The following is a 15,962-nucleotide window of genomic DNA, read 5'->3' as shown; positions in this document are numbered from 1 at the left end:
TTTAGTCTATGAATAAACATTAAATAATGTCTACTTCCACCAGAACCCCAAAGTGATCCGATACAACCGGATAAAAATCGTTATTAAAAATCACCTGATGCTGCTTTACCACCATCGGTTGATTACTAAGAACCAAATCAATGCGTAGCGCTTGGCTATTTTGTTCCCAACCGTCAATATTTTTAATTACAGTAGTTCCGGAGTCTTTTATTTCTGCTATTTCATAACAATCTATCAAACCGCACTGTAATACATAATCATAACCTTCATTGCGTATATGGCTTGGGTTGTTGAAATCGCCTAATAGAAAGCTCAACTCTGTTGATAATGTTGCCTTTATTCTGTTGAACTGGTCCTCAAATGAGCTCTCTGAGTCACTCCACCAGCCGCAATGACAATTATAAAGATTGAAATCACCTCGTTGAGAAGTGACCTTAATACGCACTGCTCGCCTATGTTTCCAAAAGTTCACATCATAGTTATCACTTAGGTCAATGACCTCATGCTCGACAATCGGCAGTCGCGTCAAGAATGCCAGTCCCTCTTGATATACGTCATAACTTTGATGAACGAAATCCCATGTAAGTTGGTAGTGATAGCCGTATTCCATGAGTTTTTTCTGTAATAAATATCCATAGTTATCAGCGAGCACGGTGTGATTAGTTAATATATTGGCATCAACAGCCGGGCTATTTTGATGTTGATTCACTTCCTGTAATGCAACGACATCGCACCCTTGCTCGATAATGGCTTGCGCTACCACATCCAACTTTTCTAGTTGTTTCTCTTCTTGCCAACTATGGGTATTTAGCGTCATTAACTTCATTTATTATTCACTTATTCATTGTAGCGAGTTAAACGCAGCTCAAGGCTGCGTTTCTCGAGGTTATTTTATCTAGGGTAGAGAATGAATTACGCAGGTTGTGCTGAAAACTTCTCAACTAATCTAGATTTAATGACATCCACTCCTGGACCATAAATAACTTGTACTCCCTGTTCTTTAATTACAGCACCAAGTGCTCCTGTCGGCTTCCATAATGCATATTCAGCAACCAACTGCGGGTCATTAACTGTAATGCGCAAGCGAGTCATACAAGCATCAATCTCAACAATATTGGCACGGCCACCTAAATTCTGAATAATAATGTCCATCTTCTCATCTTCTGACATGGATTCTGAACTTTCATCGAGGTAGTTACCCATACGGCCCGGTGTTGGCAATTTAAATTTGACAATGAGCACACGGAATAATCCATAGTTAACACCAAAGAAAACAATAGAAACCAATGCGAAGCGAACCAAATCACCACCGATTCCCGCTGAAACCATCATAGGTATACGAGTGAGTAACTCAATCAAACCAAAGGCATGTATACGTAGGTCCATCACATCGACCAACGCAAATGCAATCCCTGTTAATACCGCATGCGCAACATACAAAACAGGAGCAATAAACATAAACATGAATTCAATAGGCTCTGTCACACCGGTTAATAACACAGCAAGACACGCAGATAAAAACATTGGCTTGTATTGTGCGCGCTTATCACTATCAACACAGTGATACATCGCAAGTCCAATACCAATCAATGAAGACGCTGCGATAATAACTTGGCCCGCTTTAAAACGTGCTGGATGCACCGTATCTAATAGATGTTGGTAAGTTGTCGGATCGCTTAATTTAAGATTATTTAAATCGCTAACCCAAGCAAGCCATAGTGGATCTTGACCATAAACACTTGCCCCCGCATTCACCCCTGTTAAAAGCTCATAAGTACCACCCAACTCGGTGTAATTCATTGGAATAGTTAAAGTGTGGTGTAAACCAAATGGCAGTAATAAGCGCTCTAACGTACCATACAAGAAAGGAGCAGTGATCGGCGCAGTGTCTTTAGAGGTTGCAATCCATTGACCAAAATCATTAAGCGCACCTTGAATTAAAGGCCATACGATTGATAAAGCAAACGCAATAATCATCGAATAGAAAATAACAACAAAAGGTACAAAACGCTTACCGTTGAAAAATGCTAATGCCTGAGGTAAGCGAGCGAAGTCATGATAACGGTTAAATAAGTTGGCACCTAAATAGCCAGACATAATACCGATAAACACACCCATATTTAGAGCAGGAGCACCCAAAATATTAGTGAAGAATTGAGAGACAGGTAGCTCAGAACCAAATAGGCTCATCACAACCGCCTCGGGATCACTGAGCATAGCGTTATCCACGCCTAATATAACCCCAGTGATACGGTTAATTAAGATGAAGGCGATCAGCGCGGCAAATGCTCCTCCTGCACGTTCTTTAGCCCATGATCCACCAATAGCGACAGCAAATAATAGGTGAAGATTAACTATGATCCCCCAGCCTATGTTTTCCATAATAGCGCCTAGTGTTTCAATGGCACCAATACCACCAGCATACATTGCGACAACTTTACCGAGTGATATCATGATACCAGCGGCTGGCATCACCGCGATAACAACGATAAGGGATTTCCCAAATCGTTGCCAAAAATCAAAAGATAGTAACTGACTCATAAATGATTCCTTGGTTTAAATGCAGGGTAGCCTTATCAAGGCCCTGCGATAAATATAATTTAGTGCTTTCTTGCAAATATATACGCAGCATAAGGTGGGGCAATTTGCGTCGCTATAAAATCTGAGCGAACGTGTTCATTGTTGACATTCTGATTATCAAGCATTAACTCGCCTAATTGCATGCGGTCGATATCAACGATGCTCTCTTGTGGACTTAAATTGGTAATAATGGTCCATGTCATATCTTGTGCAACACGTTGATAAGCATAGATATTAGGGTCGTTAGGTAGCAGCAATTGATAGCGGCCAACCACTAAACTTACATTTGACTTACGCAGAGCAATCAGCTGCTTATAGAAACTCAAAATCGAATTTGGATCTTTCTGTTGTTGCTCAACATTGATATCTGCGTACTGTTGATTGACGGAGAACCAAGGTTGCACCTCAGAAAAACCGGCAAAATCCTGCGCATTCCATTGCATTGGCAAGCGACTGTGGTCGCGAGATACTTGATTTAACAAGGCTAAGATGTCTGCATCGCTTTGACCTTGTTGAGATAGCTTTTGAATTAAATTTCTAGCAGACACATCATTAAATTCATCAAGAGAAGTAAACTGATGATTTACCATACCAATCTCTTGGCCCTGATAAATAAACGGAGTTCCTTTCATCAAGAAATAACAACTCGCTAACGCGGTAGCACTGGCATACCTAGAGGTAGGGTCGGCAAAAGTATCAATGCTACGAGCTTGATCGTGGTTTTCTAAATAAAGCGCATTCCAGCCTTTACCTTCTAATGCATCTTGCCAACGCGATAAAATGCGTTTGAACTCCACTAGATCTAAAGGCACGTTGCTTTGTTCTTCCGACCATAGCTTCATGTGTTCAAACTGAAAAATCATGTTGAAAACACCGCCTTGATCGTGCTCGGTCGCTTCGGCAACCCAAAGTAATGCATTGTCGGCAGTCACCCCATTAGCCTCACCAACTGTCACTATGTTAAAGGGATCAAACGCCTGCTCTTTTAACTCATGCAGATGTTTTTCAATCCCTGCCACATTCATATGATAATCAAACGAAGAGACATACTTTTCACCCTTTGGATTGGGTAAAGAAGGTAAACCTGGTTGTTTCTGAATATGGCTAATTGCATCCACACGGAAGCCATCAATACCACGCTCCAACCACCAATAAATCATTTTAAATAGTGCTTGTTTAACTTCAGGATTTTCCCAATTCAGATCAGGTTGTTTTTTTGAAAATAGGTGCAAGTAGTACTGTGCAGTTTTTTTATCATATTCCCATGCGCTGCCATGAAAAATACTTTCCCAGTTGTTTGGGTCGCAAGTCGGTTTTTCAGCGGTAGGCTCACAACCATCACGCCAAATATACCAATCGCGCTTAGGGCTATTTTTGTTATCTCGAGATTCAATGAACCATGGGTGCTCGTCGCTAGTGTGGTTGATCACTAAATCCATAATAATGCGAATGCCACGTTTATGAGCAGCACTGATTAGTTCATCCACATCCTCAAGGGTTCCAAAGTCAGGATGAATCGCTTGATAGTCACTAATATCGTACCCGTTATCATCATTAGGTGATGCATAGAATGGGCAAATCCATATTAAATCAATGCCCAAATCAGCAAGATAATCGAGCTTAGCAATGATGCCATTGATGTCACCAATACCGTCCTGGTTTGTATCATAAAAACTACGGGGATAAATTTGGTAGGCGGTTGCTTTCTTCCACCACGCGAGTGGTTTTGAGTGCATATTAGGAGCGAGTGTCATCGGTTATACTATATGTGTTATCGTTAACATATATAGTTAAGTAGAACCGATTTGGACTCAACACAATTTCAGAGGAATTGTGAGCTTTCTCTCATCTTTATGTCGAATGTGCCTTCAACAGAACTGAAATCGCGCTTGAGCAATTTTTTGACAGCTTGGTAGCCCACTTGATAGTAGTTAAAAGCGACAGTCGTCAGGCTCGGGACTAACAAATCGCTGTAGTCATAGTCACCCATGCCTACAATCCATACGTTATGACCGATCTTGAGTTGCTGTTCTTTGGCGCGACGATATAAACGAATGGCAATATTATCGGTGGCACAAAAGTAGACATGATTAGGCTGTAATTGAACGGCCTGATAGCCAGCTTTGTCCTCCGAGTTGGCTAGGGCTTGTAGTGATAAATTCAACTCAGGGACGGTGTCGGTAATAGTGGCTTGCATCAACTTAGTGCGGCTAGAAAGCATACGCTCATCATAAATATAATGTACGGCAGCCAGCGGTGCCTGCTGCTGTTTTAACTGAGTGATGGTGTGGGAGACGAGGGCTTTAATCGCTGCATGATCGGGGTAATATAAACAGCAATGGTGGGGGGTATTTTTGCCAATAAATACCACATTGTCTAAGGTTCGATAAAAAGTCTCTTCGACACTGTGCTTTGACGCAATAATAATCGTGCCCAATGCATTTAAGCCGTTAAACTCTCTCACAGCTTGGCATTCTGACTCATGGTTAAACCCTGTGGCATGAAACAGCATTCGTACTTGTGATTCATTGGCAGCAGCCAGCGCCCCTTTAATCACTAAACTGGTCGTATATGACTCAATACGAGGCGCGATGAAACCAATAATATTGGATTGGCTACGAATGGAGCGAGCAAATATATTAGGCGTGTAATGACTCTCTTTGACGATGGCATCAATTTTAAGGCGGTTCTCTTCCGAGACATAACCGCCATTAAAGTAACGCGACACAGTCATTGTTGAAATTCCAAGCTGCCTTGAAATCTCAGCCATGGTCATTTTTTTACTCATTACCTATTTCCTTCAATAATGCACTATTGCCATATCTCCAAGTGACTTCAAGATACAGAATTCAGAGTTGAGTCACTTGGGCATAGTATCCAATATATTGGCTAACAACACAGTAAATAAAACTGGGTGGACGTATGAGTGTTTAATTTTCACTCACAAGATTTAGACCTGAACTCAAGACCAAGGAGCGAGCGGTAATGCTGCCAACTTACTGATTTAGTGTATGATGGTGATTTTAAGGTGCTTGCGTGGCTTCCATTTCCATCAGATGTCCTTCCTGCTCCGCTACTGAAGGCGTGGTGCGTAACGGCAAAAGCACTGCCGGACATCAGCGCTATCTCTGCTCTCATTGCCGTAAAACATGGCAACTACAGTTCACTTACACCGCCTCTCAGCCCGGTACGCACCAGAAAATCATTGATATGGCCATGAATGGCGTCGGATGTCGCGCCAGTGCACGCATTATGGGCGTTGGCCTCAACACGGTTTTACGTCACTTAAAAAACTCAGGCCGCAGTCGGTAACCTGGCGCATACAACCGGGCAGTGATGTGATTGTCTGCGCTGAAATGGACGAACAGTGGGGCTACGTCGGTGCTAAATCACGTCAGCGCTGGCTGTTTTACGCGTATGACAGGATACGGAGGACGGTTGTGGCGCACGTCTTCGGTGAACGCACTCTGGCCACACTGGAGCGTCTTCTGAGCCTGCTGTCGGCCTTTGAGGTCGTGGTATGGATGACGGATGGCTGGCCGCTGTATGAATCACGCCTGAAGGGAAAGCTGCACGTTATCAGCAAGCGTTACACTCAGCGCATTGAGCGACATAACCTGAATCTGAGACAACATCTGGCAAGGCTTGGACGGAAGTCACTGTCGTTCTCAAAATCGGTGGAGCTGCATGACAAGGTCATCGGGCATTATCTGAACATAAAACACTATCAGTAAGTTGGAGTCATTACCTTACAAAGTGATGGAAAGCCGCAACGCCAGCGCGGCCAGAGTGACAAACAGCACGGGCAGAGTCATGATAATGCCGGTGCGGAAGTAATAACCCCAGGTGATCGTTATATTTTTCCGGGCAAGCACATGCAGCCAAAGCAGGGTTGCCAGACTGCCAATCGGGGTGATTTTCGGGCCTAAATCGCAGCCAATCACGTTGGCATAAATCATTGCCTCTTTGACGACGCCAGTCGCCGTACTCCCGTCAATCGACAGCGCGCCAATCAGCACCGTCGGCATATTGTTCATCACCGACGACAGGAACGCGGTCAGGAAGCCGGTGCCGAACGTTGCTGCCCATAACCCCTTTTCTGCCAGCAGGTTCAGTACACCAGACAGATACTCCGTGAGCCCGGCATTGCGCAGGCCATAGACCACCAGGTACATGCCCAGCGAAAAAATCACGATCTGCCATGGCGCACTGCGCAGGACTTTCCCTGTGTTGATGCCATGACCTCTTTTCGCCACGATAAACAGTACTGCTGCGCCAGCAGCTGCTATCGCGCTGACAGGGATCCCCAGCGGCTCCAGAACGAAGAAACCGACAAGCAGCAATAACAGGACAATCCAGCCCGCCCTGAACGTTGCCGCATCCTTTATCACACTGGCAGGCGTCTTCAGCAGCGAAACGTCATACGTTGCCGGAATATCCCTGCGGAAGAAGAGATGCAGCATGATCAGCGTGGCCGCAATCGCTGCCGCATCCACGGGGATCATAACGGAGGCGTACTGCGTAAAGCCCAGATCGAAGAAGTCCGCCGAGACGATATTCACCAGGTTAGAAACAATGAGTGGCAGGCTGGCCGTATCTGCAATAAATCCTGCAGCCATGACAAAGGCCAGTGTCGTGCCCTGGCTGAACCCCAGTGCGAGCAGCATCGCAATCACAATCGGCGTCAGGATCAGCGCGGCGCCATCATTGGCGAACAAAGCAGCAACAGCGGCACCGAGCAAGACTATCCAGGTGAACAGCAGGCGGCCACGTCCGTTACCCCAGCGGGAGACGTGCAGTGCGGCCCACTCAAAGAAGCCGGACTCATCGAGCAGCAGGCTGATGATGATGACCGCAATAAATGCCGCTGTCGCGTTCCAGACGATATTCCAGACAACGGGAATATCAGCGATATGGATGACACCGGTTCCCAGCGCCAGCACAGCCCCGATACTCGCGCTCCAGCCAATACTCAGGCCTCTGGGTTGCCAGATCACCAGTACCAGCGTCAGTAAAAATATACTCCCTGCCAAAAGCATCTCAGACCCCATCATATATGATTTTGTAAATATGTTTTCCTGCCTCAGCAGGAGGTGCAGGCTGATTTGTCCAGCCATTCACGTACATCCTCGCGCAGACACTGCCAGGTCGTCGTGATTGTCTCTGCTGCCCACGCCGGAATATGGGGTGACAGACGATAGTGGATCCATTTGCCTTCCCGACGGTCAAGAACCAGATCAGCCTCGCGAAGGATAGCCATATGTCGCGAAATTTTGGGCTGCGATTCGGAGGTGGCAACGCAGATATCGCAGACGCACAATTCTCCGGACTCCCGGAGAAGCATGACGATGGCTAGCCGTGTTTCATCCGACAGGATTTTGAAAAGCTGAACAGGTTGTAGCATTTTTCACTCCGTTCCCTTTAGAATACACATATGTTAGATCATATATATTAACTTTAAAATCACCTGTTCTCTCCGGAGGAGAAAAATGGAACAATTTCCAGCCCTGAATACTGACTGTTTTGATCAACATATTGCCGAACGTCTGCACCTGCAGGAGCCCCCACGGATTCTGATCCTGTATGGCTCAGTAAGGGAGCGCTCCTACAGTCGCTTTGCCGCGGAGGAAGCAGGTCGCCTGCTGACGGCGATGGGCGCGGAGGTGAAATTCTTTAACCCCTCCGGTTTACCCCTGCCGGATGATGCCCCGGATACGCACCCTAAAGTCTCCGAGCTACGCGGGCTGGTCAGATGGTGTGACGGGATGGTGTGGAGCTCGCCGGAACGGCACGGGGCTATGAGCGCGGTGATGAAGGCGCAGATCGACTGGATACCGTTGAGTGAAGGCGCGGTTCGTCCTTCGCAGGGCAAGACACTTGCAGTGATGCAGGTTTGCGGCGGTTCGCAGTCCTTCAATGCCGTGAACCAGATGCGCATTCTGGGCCGCTGGATGCGGATGTTCACAATTCCCAACCAGTCCTCGGTGGCGAAAGCCTGGCAGGAATTTGATGAGAACGGAAGGATGAAGCCGTCCTCATGGTACGACCGTATCGTAGATGTCGCAGAGGAGTTGTTTAAAATTACGTTGCTGCTCAGGGGACAAACCAGCTACCTTGCAGATCGCTACAGCGAACGAAAAGAGAGTCATCAGGAACTTTCGTACCGCGTCAATCAGGAAAAAATATAACGCCTTCTGATCGTATAAATACACACCATGAGCGTTTTCACAAAGTCTCCTTCTGCCAGGCAGCGGATAATCTTACATGTGTCTGTCGTTTTCAGAAGACGGCAGACCGGACTAAAACCATAGGCATATCATTTGCCTTCAACAAGTTCACCGAACAGCTCTTTCACCCTGTTTCTGGCGTCCGTTAGCGCTATGTGCCCTTGTCCGGTGATTTCATATACTCGCCGGATTCGTCGACCGGCCTGAACATGTCGTGAAGTGAGATACCCCTTCTTTTCCATACCGTGCAGCATCGGATACAGGGTACCCGGGCTGAGTTGATAACCGTGGTGTCGCAATTCCTCAATGATGCCCAGACCAAAGACGGGTTCTTTGGCTGCATGATGCAGGATGTGCAAACGGATCATCCCGCCGTAAAGATCTTTGTCGGTCACGCCCGGAACCTCACAGTGCTAAACTCAACAACCAACCCGCAACACCGCAACTCACTACGACCAGCCACGGCGGCAGTTTCCAGAACATCAGAGCGACCAGTGCCACAAGGGCAAGGCCGAAATCTTGCGGAGCGAGAACTGCGCTCGTCCATACTGGTTGATAGAGAGCTGCCAGCAGAAGGCCAACTACGGCTGCATTAATACCCTGCAACGCTGCTTGTGTACGGATATTGCGGCGCAGACTTTCCCAGAACGGCAATGCTCCCACAATCAGAAGGAAGGACGGTGCGAAAATTGCCAGCAGACAAACCAGACCACCCAACCAGCCAGAAGGCACCTGGTTCATCGAAGCCCCGAGAAAGGCTGCAAAAGTGAACAACGGTCCAGGAACGGCCTGGGCAGCGCCGTAGCCAGCCAGGAATGTATCAGTGCTGACCCAGCCAGAAGGAACGACTTCAGTCTGCAGTAATGGCAGCACGACATGCCCGCCACCAAAAACCAGTGATCCGGTCCGGTAGAAAGTTTCTACCATTAACAGCGTCGGATTTGGGAATATCGCCGTCAGCAATGGTAACCCTGTCAGTAGCACAAAGAACAGCGTGAGCCAGAACAATCCGACGCGACGCCGTATTGAAACGGGCAGCGGATCATGTACCGTCGTCTGCTGAGGTTTGAACAGTAACATGCCAGTGACAGCCGCAGTGACGATTACTCCCACCTGTCCCCAGGCCGATGGCACAAGAAGCACAAAGCAGGTTGCCACTGCCATGACAGTAATACGCGGTATATCCGGGCAAAGATTTCGGGCCATGCCCCATACAGCTTGCGCGACCACCGCAACGGCTACCACTTTCAGCCCATGCAATACACCAGAGGGCATCACATCCCCGTAACTGGTCATCCCCAGCGCAAACAGGATCAGTGCAACTGCTGACGGTAGCGTGAAGCCGGCCCATGCTGCCAGCGCCCCGGTATAACCGGCCCGGGACAGCCCGAGCGCTATACCAACCTGACTGCTTGCTGGTCCCGGAAGGAACTGGCACAGAGCGACCAAATCTGCATAGCTGCGCTCGGTCAACCACTGCCGTCGCGTCACAAACTCATCGCGGAAGTAACCCAGATGGGCAATTGGGCCGCCGAAGGATGTCAGGCCAAGTCGGAAGAAAATCAGAAAGACAGCCCAGGGGCTGTGATCATTCCTGGCAGTATCGTTCATGGTCAGATCCTGATTGCTGGTTTTATTGGCTATTATAATCGAATTTCGTTATCGAAATTCGATTATAATAGCCACTGCTCCCTGTGGATAGAATGATGTTTCATGCTTTCCAGATGTTTACTTCAAGAACAGTTTCAACTGCCTGGCCAGTTATGGGCTTTATTCACATTCAGTATTATTGCTGTCCTGCTTTTACCCGGAGTATGGTTTGCCGGGTGGTATTAAATTCTCTGGCAACCGCACTGATACTGGCCCCGGAATTAAGGCGCTCTGACACTATTTTTTTTTGCTCCTCGCTCAAGATGGGCGGACGACCGAAGCGTTTCCCGGCTGATCTTGCCCGAGAAATCCCTGAATGTGTGCGTTCAATCAGCAGATCCCTCTCAAACTCAGCCACAGCTGAAATCACCTGCATCGTCATTCTCCCGGCAGCGCTGGTCAAATCAACACCTCCGAGCGCCAGGCAGTGAACACGAATATCTGACGAAGCCAGTTGCTCAACAGTTTTTCTGATATCCATGGCATTACGCCCAAGACGATCCAGCTTGGTGACTATCAGCACATCACCATTTTCCATGCGATCAAACAGCCGGATAAATCCGGGACGTTCGCTGGCAGCAACCGAACCACTTATATGTTCCTCAATCAGTCGCTGGGGTCTGATGGCAAAACCCGCCGCTTCAATTTCCCTTCGCTGATTCTCGGTGGTTTGCTCAAGAGTCGAAACCCGGCAGTAAGCAAAAACTCGTGACATAGGAAACTTTCCGTACGAAATGGACGTCCGAATTATAACGTATGTACGAAACAAATTTCGCTGACTTTCGGACATATTGTTTGCGAGGCGTACGAAACCGACCGGTTTCGGTCAGTGTAAAGCGATAACCAAAACGAACTATATGCAGAGGAAGCATTTATGCCACGGAGACAAATACTCAGCAGTGAAGAAAAAGAGCGCTTGCTGGTTGTGCCGGATGATGACGTTCTTCTGGCGCGCATGTGTTTTTTGAGTGAACATGACCTCGCTCTTATTAATAAACACCGCAGACCTGCAAATCGCCTGGGCTTTGCTGTTTTACTCTGTTATTTGCGAGGGTCGGGGTTTCCTCCCGACAAAAATATTTCCCCTCACGACGGGGTTGTTTCCCGGCTTGCGGCTCATTTGAAACTTCAGCCTGATTTGTGGGCCGAGTATGCATCAAGAGAGGTCACCCGCTGGGAGCATCTGGCTGAACTATACCGCTATCTGGAATTATCCCCTTTCAACCGGGCGCTGCAAAAAACCTGCATTCGCCACCTTTATCCCCACGCTATGCGGACAGACAAAGGTTTTTTGCTTGCGGAAGAAATGCTCTCCTGGCTTCACAATAAGAATGTCATTTTCCCCTCAGTTGATGTCATTGAGCGGACCCTGGCTGAAGCAGCAACGCTTGCAGACAGGGCGGTTTTTTCTGCGCTTACCGCGCAGCTTGAACCAGGGCACAAAGCGGCACTGGACCGTCTGCTGAGATCTGAGGGTGAGCAACCCTCACGGCTGGCCTGGCTGCTCCAGCCTCCGGGAAAAATTAATGGCAAAAATGTCCTGCAACATATCGACCGGTTAAATGCGATTGAGGCGCTGGCACTGCCTGACGGTATTGCGCTTTCCGTTCACCAGAACCGGCTCCTGAAACTGGCACGCGAAGGCAGGAAAATGAGTAGCCGGGACCTGGCAAAATTCACGGATGTTCGCCGTTATGCCTCGCTGGTTTGTGTTATATCGGAAGCCAGGGCTACCGGAATTTCGATGATTATCTGATCCCGTCTGACGATTTTGAAAAATCACTCCGTGATAATCAGCTATCCCTTGCCATTCCGACCGATTGCCATGAGTACATCAAGAACCGTATGACACTTCTGGCATCGCGCCTGGAGGAAGTGAATGCGATGGCGCTGGTCGGTGATTTACCTGATGTTGATATATCGGATAAAGGCGTGAAAATAACCCCGCTGGATAATAGTGTCCCTTCAGCAGCATCCCCTTTTGCCGATTTGGTTTATGGCATGCTGCCTCAACCTAAAATTACTGAAATTCTGGATGAAGTGGACGGCTGGACCGGTTTTACCCGCCATTTCACGCATCTTAAAAATAAACACGTCAGACCAAAAGACAGAAAGTTGTTACTGACCACCATCCTGGCCGATGGCATCAATCTGGGGCTGACGAAAATGGCCGAATCCTGTCCGGGAGTGACAAAATCGTCACTGGAGGGCATTCAGGCCTGGTACATCAGGGATGAAACATATTCAGCCGCGCTGGCTGAGCTGGTTAATACTCAGAAACAGCGGCATCTGGCTGCATTTTGGGGCGATGGTACAACGTCTTCGTCTGACGGGCAGAACTTTCGGGTGGGGAGTCACGGGCGTTATGCGGGTCAGGTCAATCTGAAATACGGGCAGGAACCAGGCGTGCAGATTTACACGCATATCTCGGATCAATACAGCCCATTTTACACCAAAGTGATCAGTCGCGTGCGCGACTCCACCCACGTACTTGACGGTCTGCTATACCACGAAAGTGATCTGGAAATTACAGAGCATTACACTGATACCGCTGGTTTTACGGAGCATGTTTTCGCGCTGATGCATCTGCTCGGATTCGCTTTTGCCCCAAGGATCCGGGATCTTCACGACAAGCGGCTTTTTATTAAGGGAAAGGCTGAGCGTTATCCGGGACTTCAATCTGTGATATCCACAACACCACTGAATCTTAAAGACATTGAGACGCACTGGAATGAGGTACTTCGCCTCGCAAGCTCGATAAAACAGGGGACTGTTACCGCATCGCTCATGATGAAAAAACTGGCCAGTTATCCTAAACAAAATGGCCTTGCAAAGGCATTGAGGGAAATCGGACGCATCGAACGGGCACTGTTTATGCTGGACTGGTTTCGCGATCCATCACTGCGCCGACGCGTACAGGCTGGGCTGAATAAAGGTGAGGCCCGCAATGCGCTTGCACGAGCGGTCTTTATGCACCGGTTGGGTGAGATCAGAGATCGGGGGCTGGAGAATCAGAGCTACCGGGCCAGTGGTCTGACATTGCTGACTGCGGCGATCTCCCTGTGGAATACGGTATATATAGAAAGAGCCATAGATTCCCTGAGACGAAAAGGGATCCCAATTAATGAGCAACTGATTTCTCATTTGTCCCCTCTGGGATGGGAGCACATCAATCTGAGTGGGGATTACGTCTGGCGGACAAACCTTAAGCTGGGGCAGGGTAAATACCGTTCATTACGCTCAGTGGATAGTGGTCTGTACAAAAAACAGGCTTAGCGTAGGATATTTTCCGTTTTCCAAGCGGACCCCTATTTGGCAGTTGCTGCGCCGTGAAGGGCTTCATGTTAATCATAAGCGCGTGTACCGGCTTTATCACCTCAGTGGCCTGGGTGTAAAACGCAGAAGACGTCGTAAAGGGCTGGCAACAGAACGTCTGCCGCTGCTCCGTCCGGCGGCGCCCAATCTGACCTGGTCGATGGATTTCGTCATGGACGCACTTTCCACCGGTCGCAGGATCAAGTGTCTTACCTGCGTCGATGATTTCACAAAGGAATGCCTGACGGTCACTGTTGCCTTTGGGATTTCAGGCGTTCAGGTCACGCGTATTCTGGACAGCATTGCACTGTTTCGAGGCTATCCGGCGACGATAAGAACTGACCAGGGGCCGGAGTTCACTTGCCGTGCACTGGATCAATGGGCCTTTGAGCATGGTGTTGAGTTGCGCTTAATCCAGCCGGGCAAGCCAACGCAGAACGGATTTATTGAGAGCTTTAACTGACGATTTCGCGATGAATGTTTGAATGAGCACTGGTTCAGCGATATCGTTCATGCCAGGAAAATTATTAATGACTGGCGGCAGGATTATAACGAATGCCGCCCGCACTCCACGCTGAATTATCAGACACCGTCTGAATTTGCAGCGGGCTGGAGAAAGGGTCATTCTGAGAATGAAGATTCCGACGTTACTAACTGAGTGTTGTATCTAATCGTGGGGGCAGGTCAGCCAGGATGTCGATTGGATCGAACGACTCTGCCCTATCGGACGTACCGCATACAAATTCTGTATTTTTTGTTGACTAAGGATTATGAGTTTAACTTGCAAGTTAGACGGACACTTTTCTTCGTGTGATAGAAACGGGAAGTTTTTCCTACGAAATTAATAATAAAATAGTATTTATTCAACAAGTTACATCAAAATATTAAGTTAGACGGACACTTTTCTTTTTGGTTAAAGCCATCCTCAGGGTGAGCAATGTCCTTTTAGTCCTAATGCATTGATATTTATTATTAATTTACCCATACATCCAAGTCGGACAGACATATTTTTTTGTCTGAGCTGCAGGCATCTGTAAAAAACCTCTTAACCTTGACGGACAAATTACTTATAGAGCAATTCAAAACCGCCGCAGAAAGTGGCCCCTAGCATTTATTACGTAATTGATTCTAAATATAAATGAGTCTGCGGGTTTATCACCAGAAGTTTGACCATTACAAAAACGCAAAATAGAATAAATGTCAAACTGAGGTAACTTATGAACAAACATACCACAACAGAACTAGAGCTGAGCGCAAAAGTGACGCTGGCTGATTTTCAACTAAGTCTTCTGAAAAGGATTAATAACATCGCGGTCTCACTGATGCCTGAGTTTGAAGATAAAAACCAAGCATTGGACGCAATCACGCTGGATGATGGTTCACTGATGCAACTGCTCTGCTCCATTCAGATGGAACAAAAGACGCGTGCTTCAGAACAAGAGATGCGTAAAGTACGCCGTCGCCGCGAAAATCTGGAGGCTTTTTACAAGAGCCTCCAGGAGCTTGGTGGCACCCTTAAGGTTAACGACGTGGCCGATAAGCTGGGCATCACCCGCCAAGCAGTAAATGTCCAAGTAAAAAAGAATCAGCTCATTGCGTTTAAACAAAACACCGATTATATCTTCCCGGCCTTCCAGTTTACCGATAAAGGCCTGGTGCCCGGGTTTAAAGAAGTCATGAGCGCGTTTGATGAAGACACGCATCCAATGCTTCGTCTCGGTGTGCTGAAAACGCCGATTCAACTCAGTGAAGACGTGACAAAAACGCCGATTCAGATCATGCAGGATGGCGCAAAGCCCGACGAACTGGAGCTCGCAATACGTTCTGCGAGATTGTGCGGCAACCATACTGCCAACTAACCTGTAATGTGGGGGAATGCTCAAAATATTAGAGCATTCTCAGTGAATTATAGTCAGAATACCTTTGAAGTATACCTTTAACACTGCATGTAACCTCGCCGAATATCAGTAACAGCCTGCCCGGAAACAACAGGAATACGAGGAGATTTTACAAGCTGCCTTCTATGAGGGAAACAGTAGTAGATGAACTGTAATTTATAATTATTGGACTGATACTTAGCATGTGTCTCAAGTTAACAAGGGCGTTCATAATGATTAGCAATGAGGCAGATAATGATATGCAGAAGGAAGTTCAGGTTATGCTCTAGTACCCATTCACTAATAACTTTCC

Annotated in this window: 12 protein-coding genes and 2 pseudogenes; 5 read left to right on the top strand and 9 right to left on the bottom strand. The window is 47.6% G+C overall.

The genetic code is table 11. The features are described from left to right. Nucleotides 1-19: 19 nt before the first annotated feature. From C2U54_RS24905 to C2U54_RS24890, 4 genes are all read right to left on the bottom strand, one after another. Nucleotides 20-826: an endonuclease/exonuclease/phosphatase family protein gene (locus tag C2U54_RS24905; protein ID WP_045332110.1), complete on the bottom strand. Its 807-nt coding sequence runs from the start codon at nt 824-826 to the stop codon at nt 20-22. An 86-nt stretch (nt 827-912) separates the two neighbouring features. Next, nucleotides 913-2,541 (bottom strand): PTS transporter subunit IIBC, encoded by a 1,629-nt coding sequence (locus C2U54_RS24900; RefSeq protein WP_062779820.1) that lies wholly within the window; start codon nt 2,539-2,541, stop codon nt 913-915. Between the two features lie 59 nt (nt 2,542-2,600). Continuing rightward, nucleotides 2,601-4,334, bottom strand: coding sequence for a glycoside hydrolase family 13 protein (locus tag C2U54_RS24895; RefSeq protein ID WP_062779822.1), 1,734 nt, complete (start codon nt 4,332-4,334; stop codon nt 2,601-2,603). 68 nt (nt 4,335-4,402) lie between these two features. Beyond that, the gene (locus C2U54_RS24890) at nt 4,403-5,368 is read right to left on the bottom strand and encodes a LacI family DNA-binding transcriptional regulator (protein ID WP_045332106.1); all 966 of its coding nucleotides are present in this window, start codon (nt 5,366-5,368) and stop codon (nt 4,403-4,405) included. 248 nt (nt 5,369-5,616) lie between these two features. Here C2U54_RS24890 and C2U54_RS24885 point away from each other — a divergent pair. After that, nucleotides 5,617-6,314 (top strand): IS1 family transposase gene (locus C2U54_RS24885; RefSeq protein ID WP_223289738.1). Its coding sequence is split into 2 segments (ribosomal slippage): nt 5,617-5,866 and nt 5,866-6,314, totalling 699 coding nucleotides; the frame shifts between segments, so codons are not numbered across the junction. 15 nt (nt 6,315-6,329) lie between these two features. Here C2U54_RS24885 and C2U54_RS24880 read toward each other — a convergent pair. Both C2U54_RS24880 and C2U54_RS24875 read right to left on the bottom strand, forming a co-directional pair. Then, nucleotides 6,330-7,619, bottom strand: a complete 1,290-nt coding sequence (locus C2U54_RS24880) for an arsenic transporter (RefSeq protein WP_047368891.1) — start codon at nt 7,617-7,619, stop codon at nt 6,330-6,332. A 44-nt stretch (nt 7,620-7,663) separates the two neighbouring features. Then, nucleotides 7,664-7,984: a transcriptional regulator gene (locus C2U54_RS24875; protein ID WP_004206577.1), complete on the bottom strand. Its 321-nt coding sequence runs from the start codon at nt 7,982-7,984 to the stop codon at nt 7,664-7,666. An 85-nt stretch (nt 7,985-8,069) separates the two neighbouring features. On the opposite strand from C2U54_RS24875, the gene arsH reads away from it, so the two are divergent. Then, entirely contained in the window at nt 8,070-8,768 is a 699-nt protein-coding gene (gene arsH / locus C2U54_RS24870) for an arsenical resistance protein ArsH (protein ID WP_016151343.1), read from the top strand. Between the two features lie 128 nt (nt 8,769-8,896). Here arsH and C2U54_RS24865 read toward each other — a convergent pair whose 3' ends face one another. From C2U54_RS24865 to C2U54_RS24855, 3 genes are all read right to left on the bottom strand, one after another. Beyond that, entirely contained in the window at nt 8,897-9,202 is a 306-nt protein-coding gene (locus C2U54_RS24865; RefSeq protein ID WP_094484737.1) for a PadR family transcriptional regulator, read from the bottom strand. A 10-nt stretch (nt 9,203-9,212) separates the two neighbouring features. After that, nucleotides 9,213-10,418, bottom strand: coding sequence for a chromate efflux transporter (chrA, locus tag C2U54_RS24860; protein WP_004206572.1), 1,206 nt, complete (start codon nt 10,416-10,418; stop codon nt 9,213-9,215). A gap of 175 nt (nt 10,419-10,593) precedes the next feature. Continuing rightward, entirely contained in the window at nt 10,594-11,172 is a 579-nt protein-coding gene (locus C2U54_RS24855) for a recombinase family protein (RefSeq protein ID WP_103181196.1), read from the bottom strand. A gap of 159 nt (nt 11,173-11,331) precedes the next feature. Between C2U54_RS24855 and C2U54_RS24850 the strand changes: the two are divergent. From C2U54_RS24850 to C2U54_RS24840, 3 genes and pseudogenes are all read left to right on the top strand, one after another. Then, nucleotides 11,332-13,733 (top strand): annotated as a pseudogene (locus C2U54_RS24850) (Tn3 family transposase). A gap of 34 nt (nt 13,734-13,767) precedes the next feature. Next, nucleotides 13,768-14,430 (top strand): annotated as a pseudogene (locus tag C2U54_RS24845) (IS3-like element ISSen4 family transposase); the annotation flags it as partial. 559 nt (nt 14,431-14,989) lie between these two features. Continuing rightward, nucleotides 14,990-15,631 carry a DNA-binding protein gene (locus C2U54_RS24840; protein ID WP_103181195.1) on the top strand — a complete coding sequence of 214 codons (642 nt, stop codon included), beginning with the start codon at nt 14,990-14,992 and terminating at the stop codon, nt 15,629-15,631. The last annotated feature ends 331 nt before the right edge of the window (nt 15,632-15,962 follow it).

This window comes from Leclercia sp. LSNIH1, assembly GCF_002902985.1.
Taxonomy (GTDB): domain Bacteria; phylum Pseudomonadota; class Gammaproteobacteria; order Enterobacterales; family Enterobacteriaceae; genus Enterobacter.
Note: the sequence above shows the minus strand (reverse complement) of the source record. Positions and strands in the feature narration are given on the sequence as shown.

Coding starts and splice junctions, on each gene's coding strand:
- C2U54_RS24840 (WP_103181195.1), top strand. CDS start 14,990: ATGAACAAACATACCACAACAGAACTAGAGCTGAGCGCAAAAGTGACG.
- chrA (WP_004206572.1), bottom strand. CDS start 10,418: ATGAACGATACTGCCAGGAATGATCACAGCCCCTGGGCTGTCTTTCTG.
- arsH (WP_016151343.1), top strand. CDS start 8,070: ATGGAACAATTTCCAGCCCTGAATACTGACTGTTTTGATCAACATATT.
- C2U54_RS24890 (WP_045332106.1), bottom strand. CDS start 5,368: ATGAGTAAAAAAATGACCATGGCTGAGATTTCAAGGCAGCTTGGAATT.
- C2U54_RS24895 (WP_062779822.1), bottom strand. CDS start 4,334: ATGACACTCGCTCCTAATATGCACTCAAAACCACTCGCGTGGTGGAAG.
- C2U54_RS24900 (WP_062779820.1), bottom strand. CDS start 2,541: ATGAGTCAGTTACTATCTTTTGATTTTTGGCAACGATTTGGGAAATCC.
- C2U54_RS24855 (WP_103181196.1), bottom strand. CDS start 11,172: ATGTCACGAGTTTTTGCTTACTGCCGGGTTTCGACTCTTGAGCAAACC.
- C2U54_RS24880 (WP_047368891.1), bottom strand. CDS start 7,619: ATGCTTTTGGCAGGGAGTATATTTTTACTGACGCTGGTACTGGTGATC.
- C2U54_RS24875 (WP_004206577.1), bottom strand. CDS start 7,984: ATGCTACAACCTGTTCAGCTTTTCAAAATCCTGTCGGATGAAACACGG.
- C2U54_RS24905 (WP_045332110.1), bottom strand. CDS start 826: ATGAAGTTAATGACGCTAAATACCCATAGTTGGCAAGAAGAGAAACAA.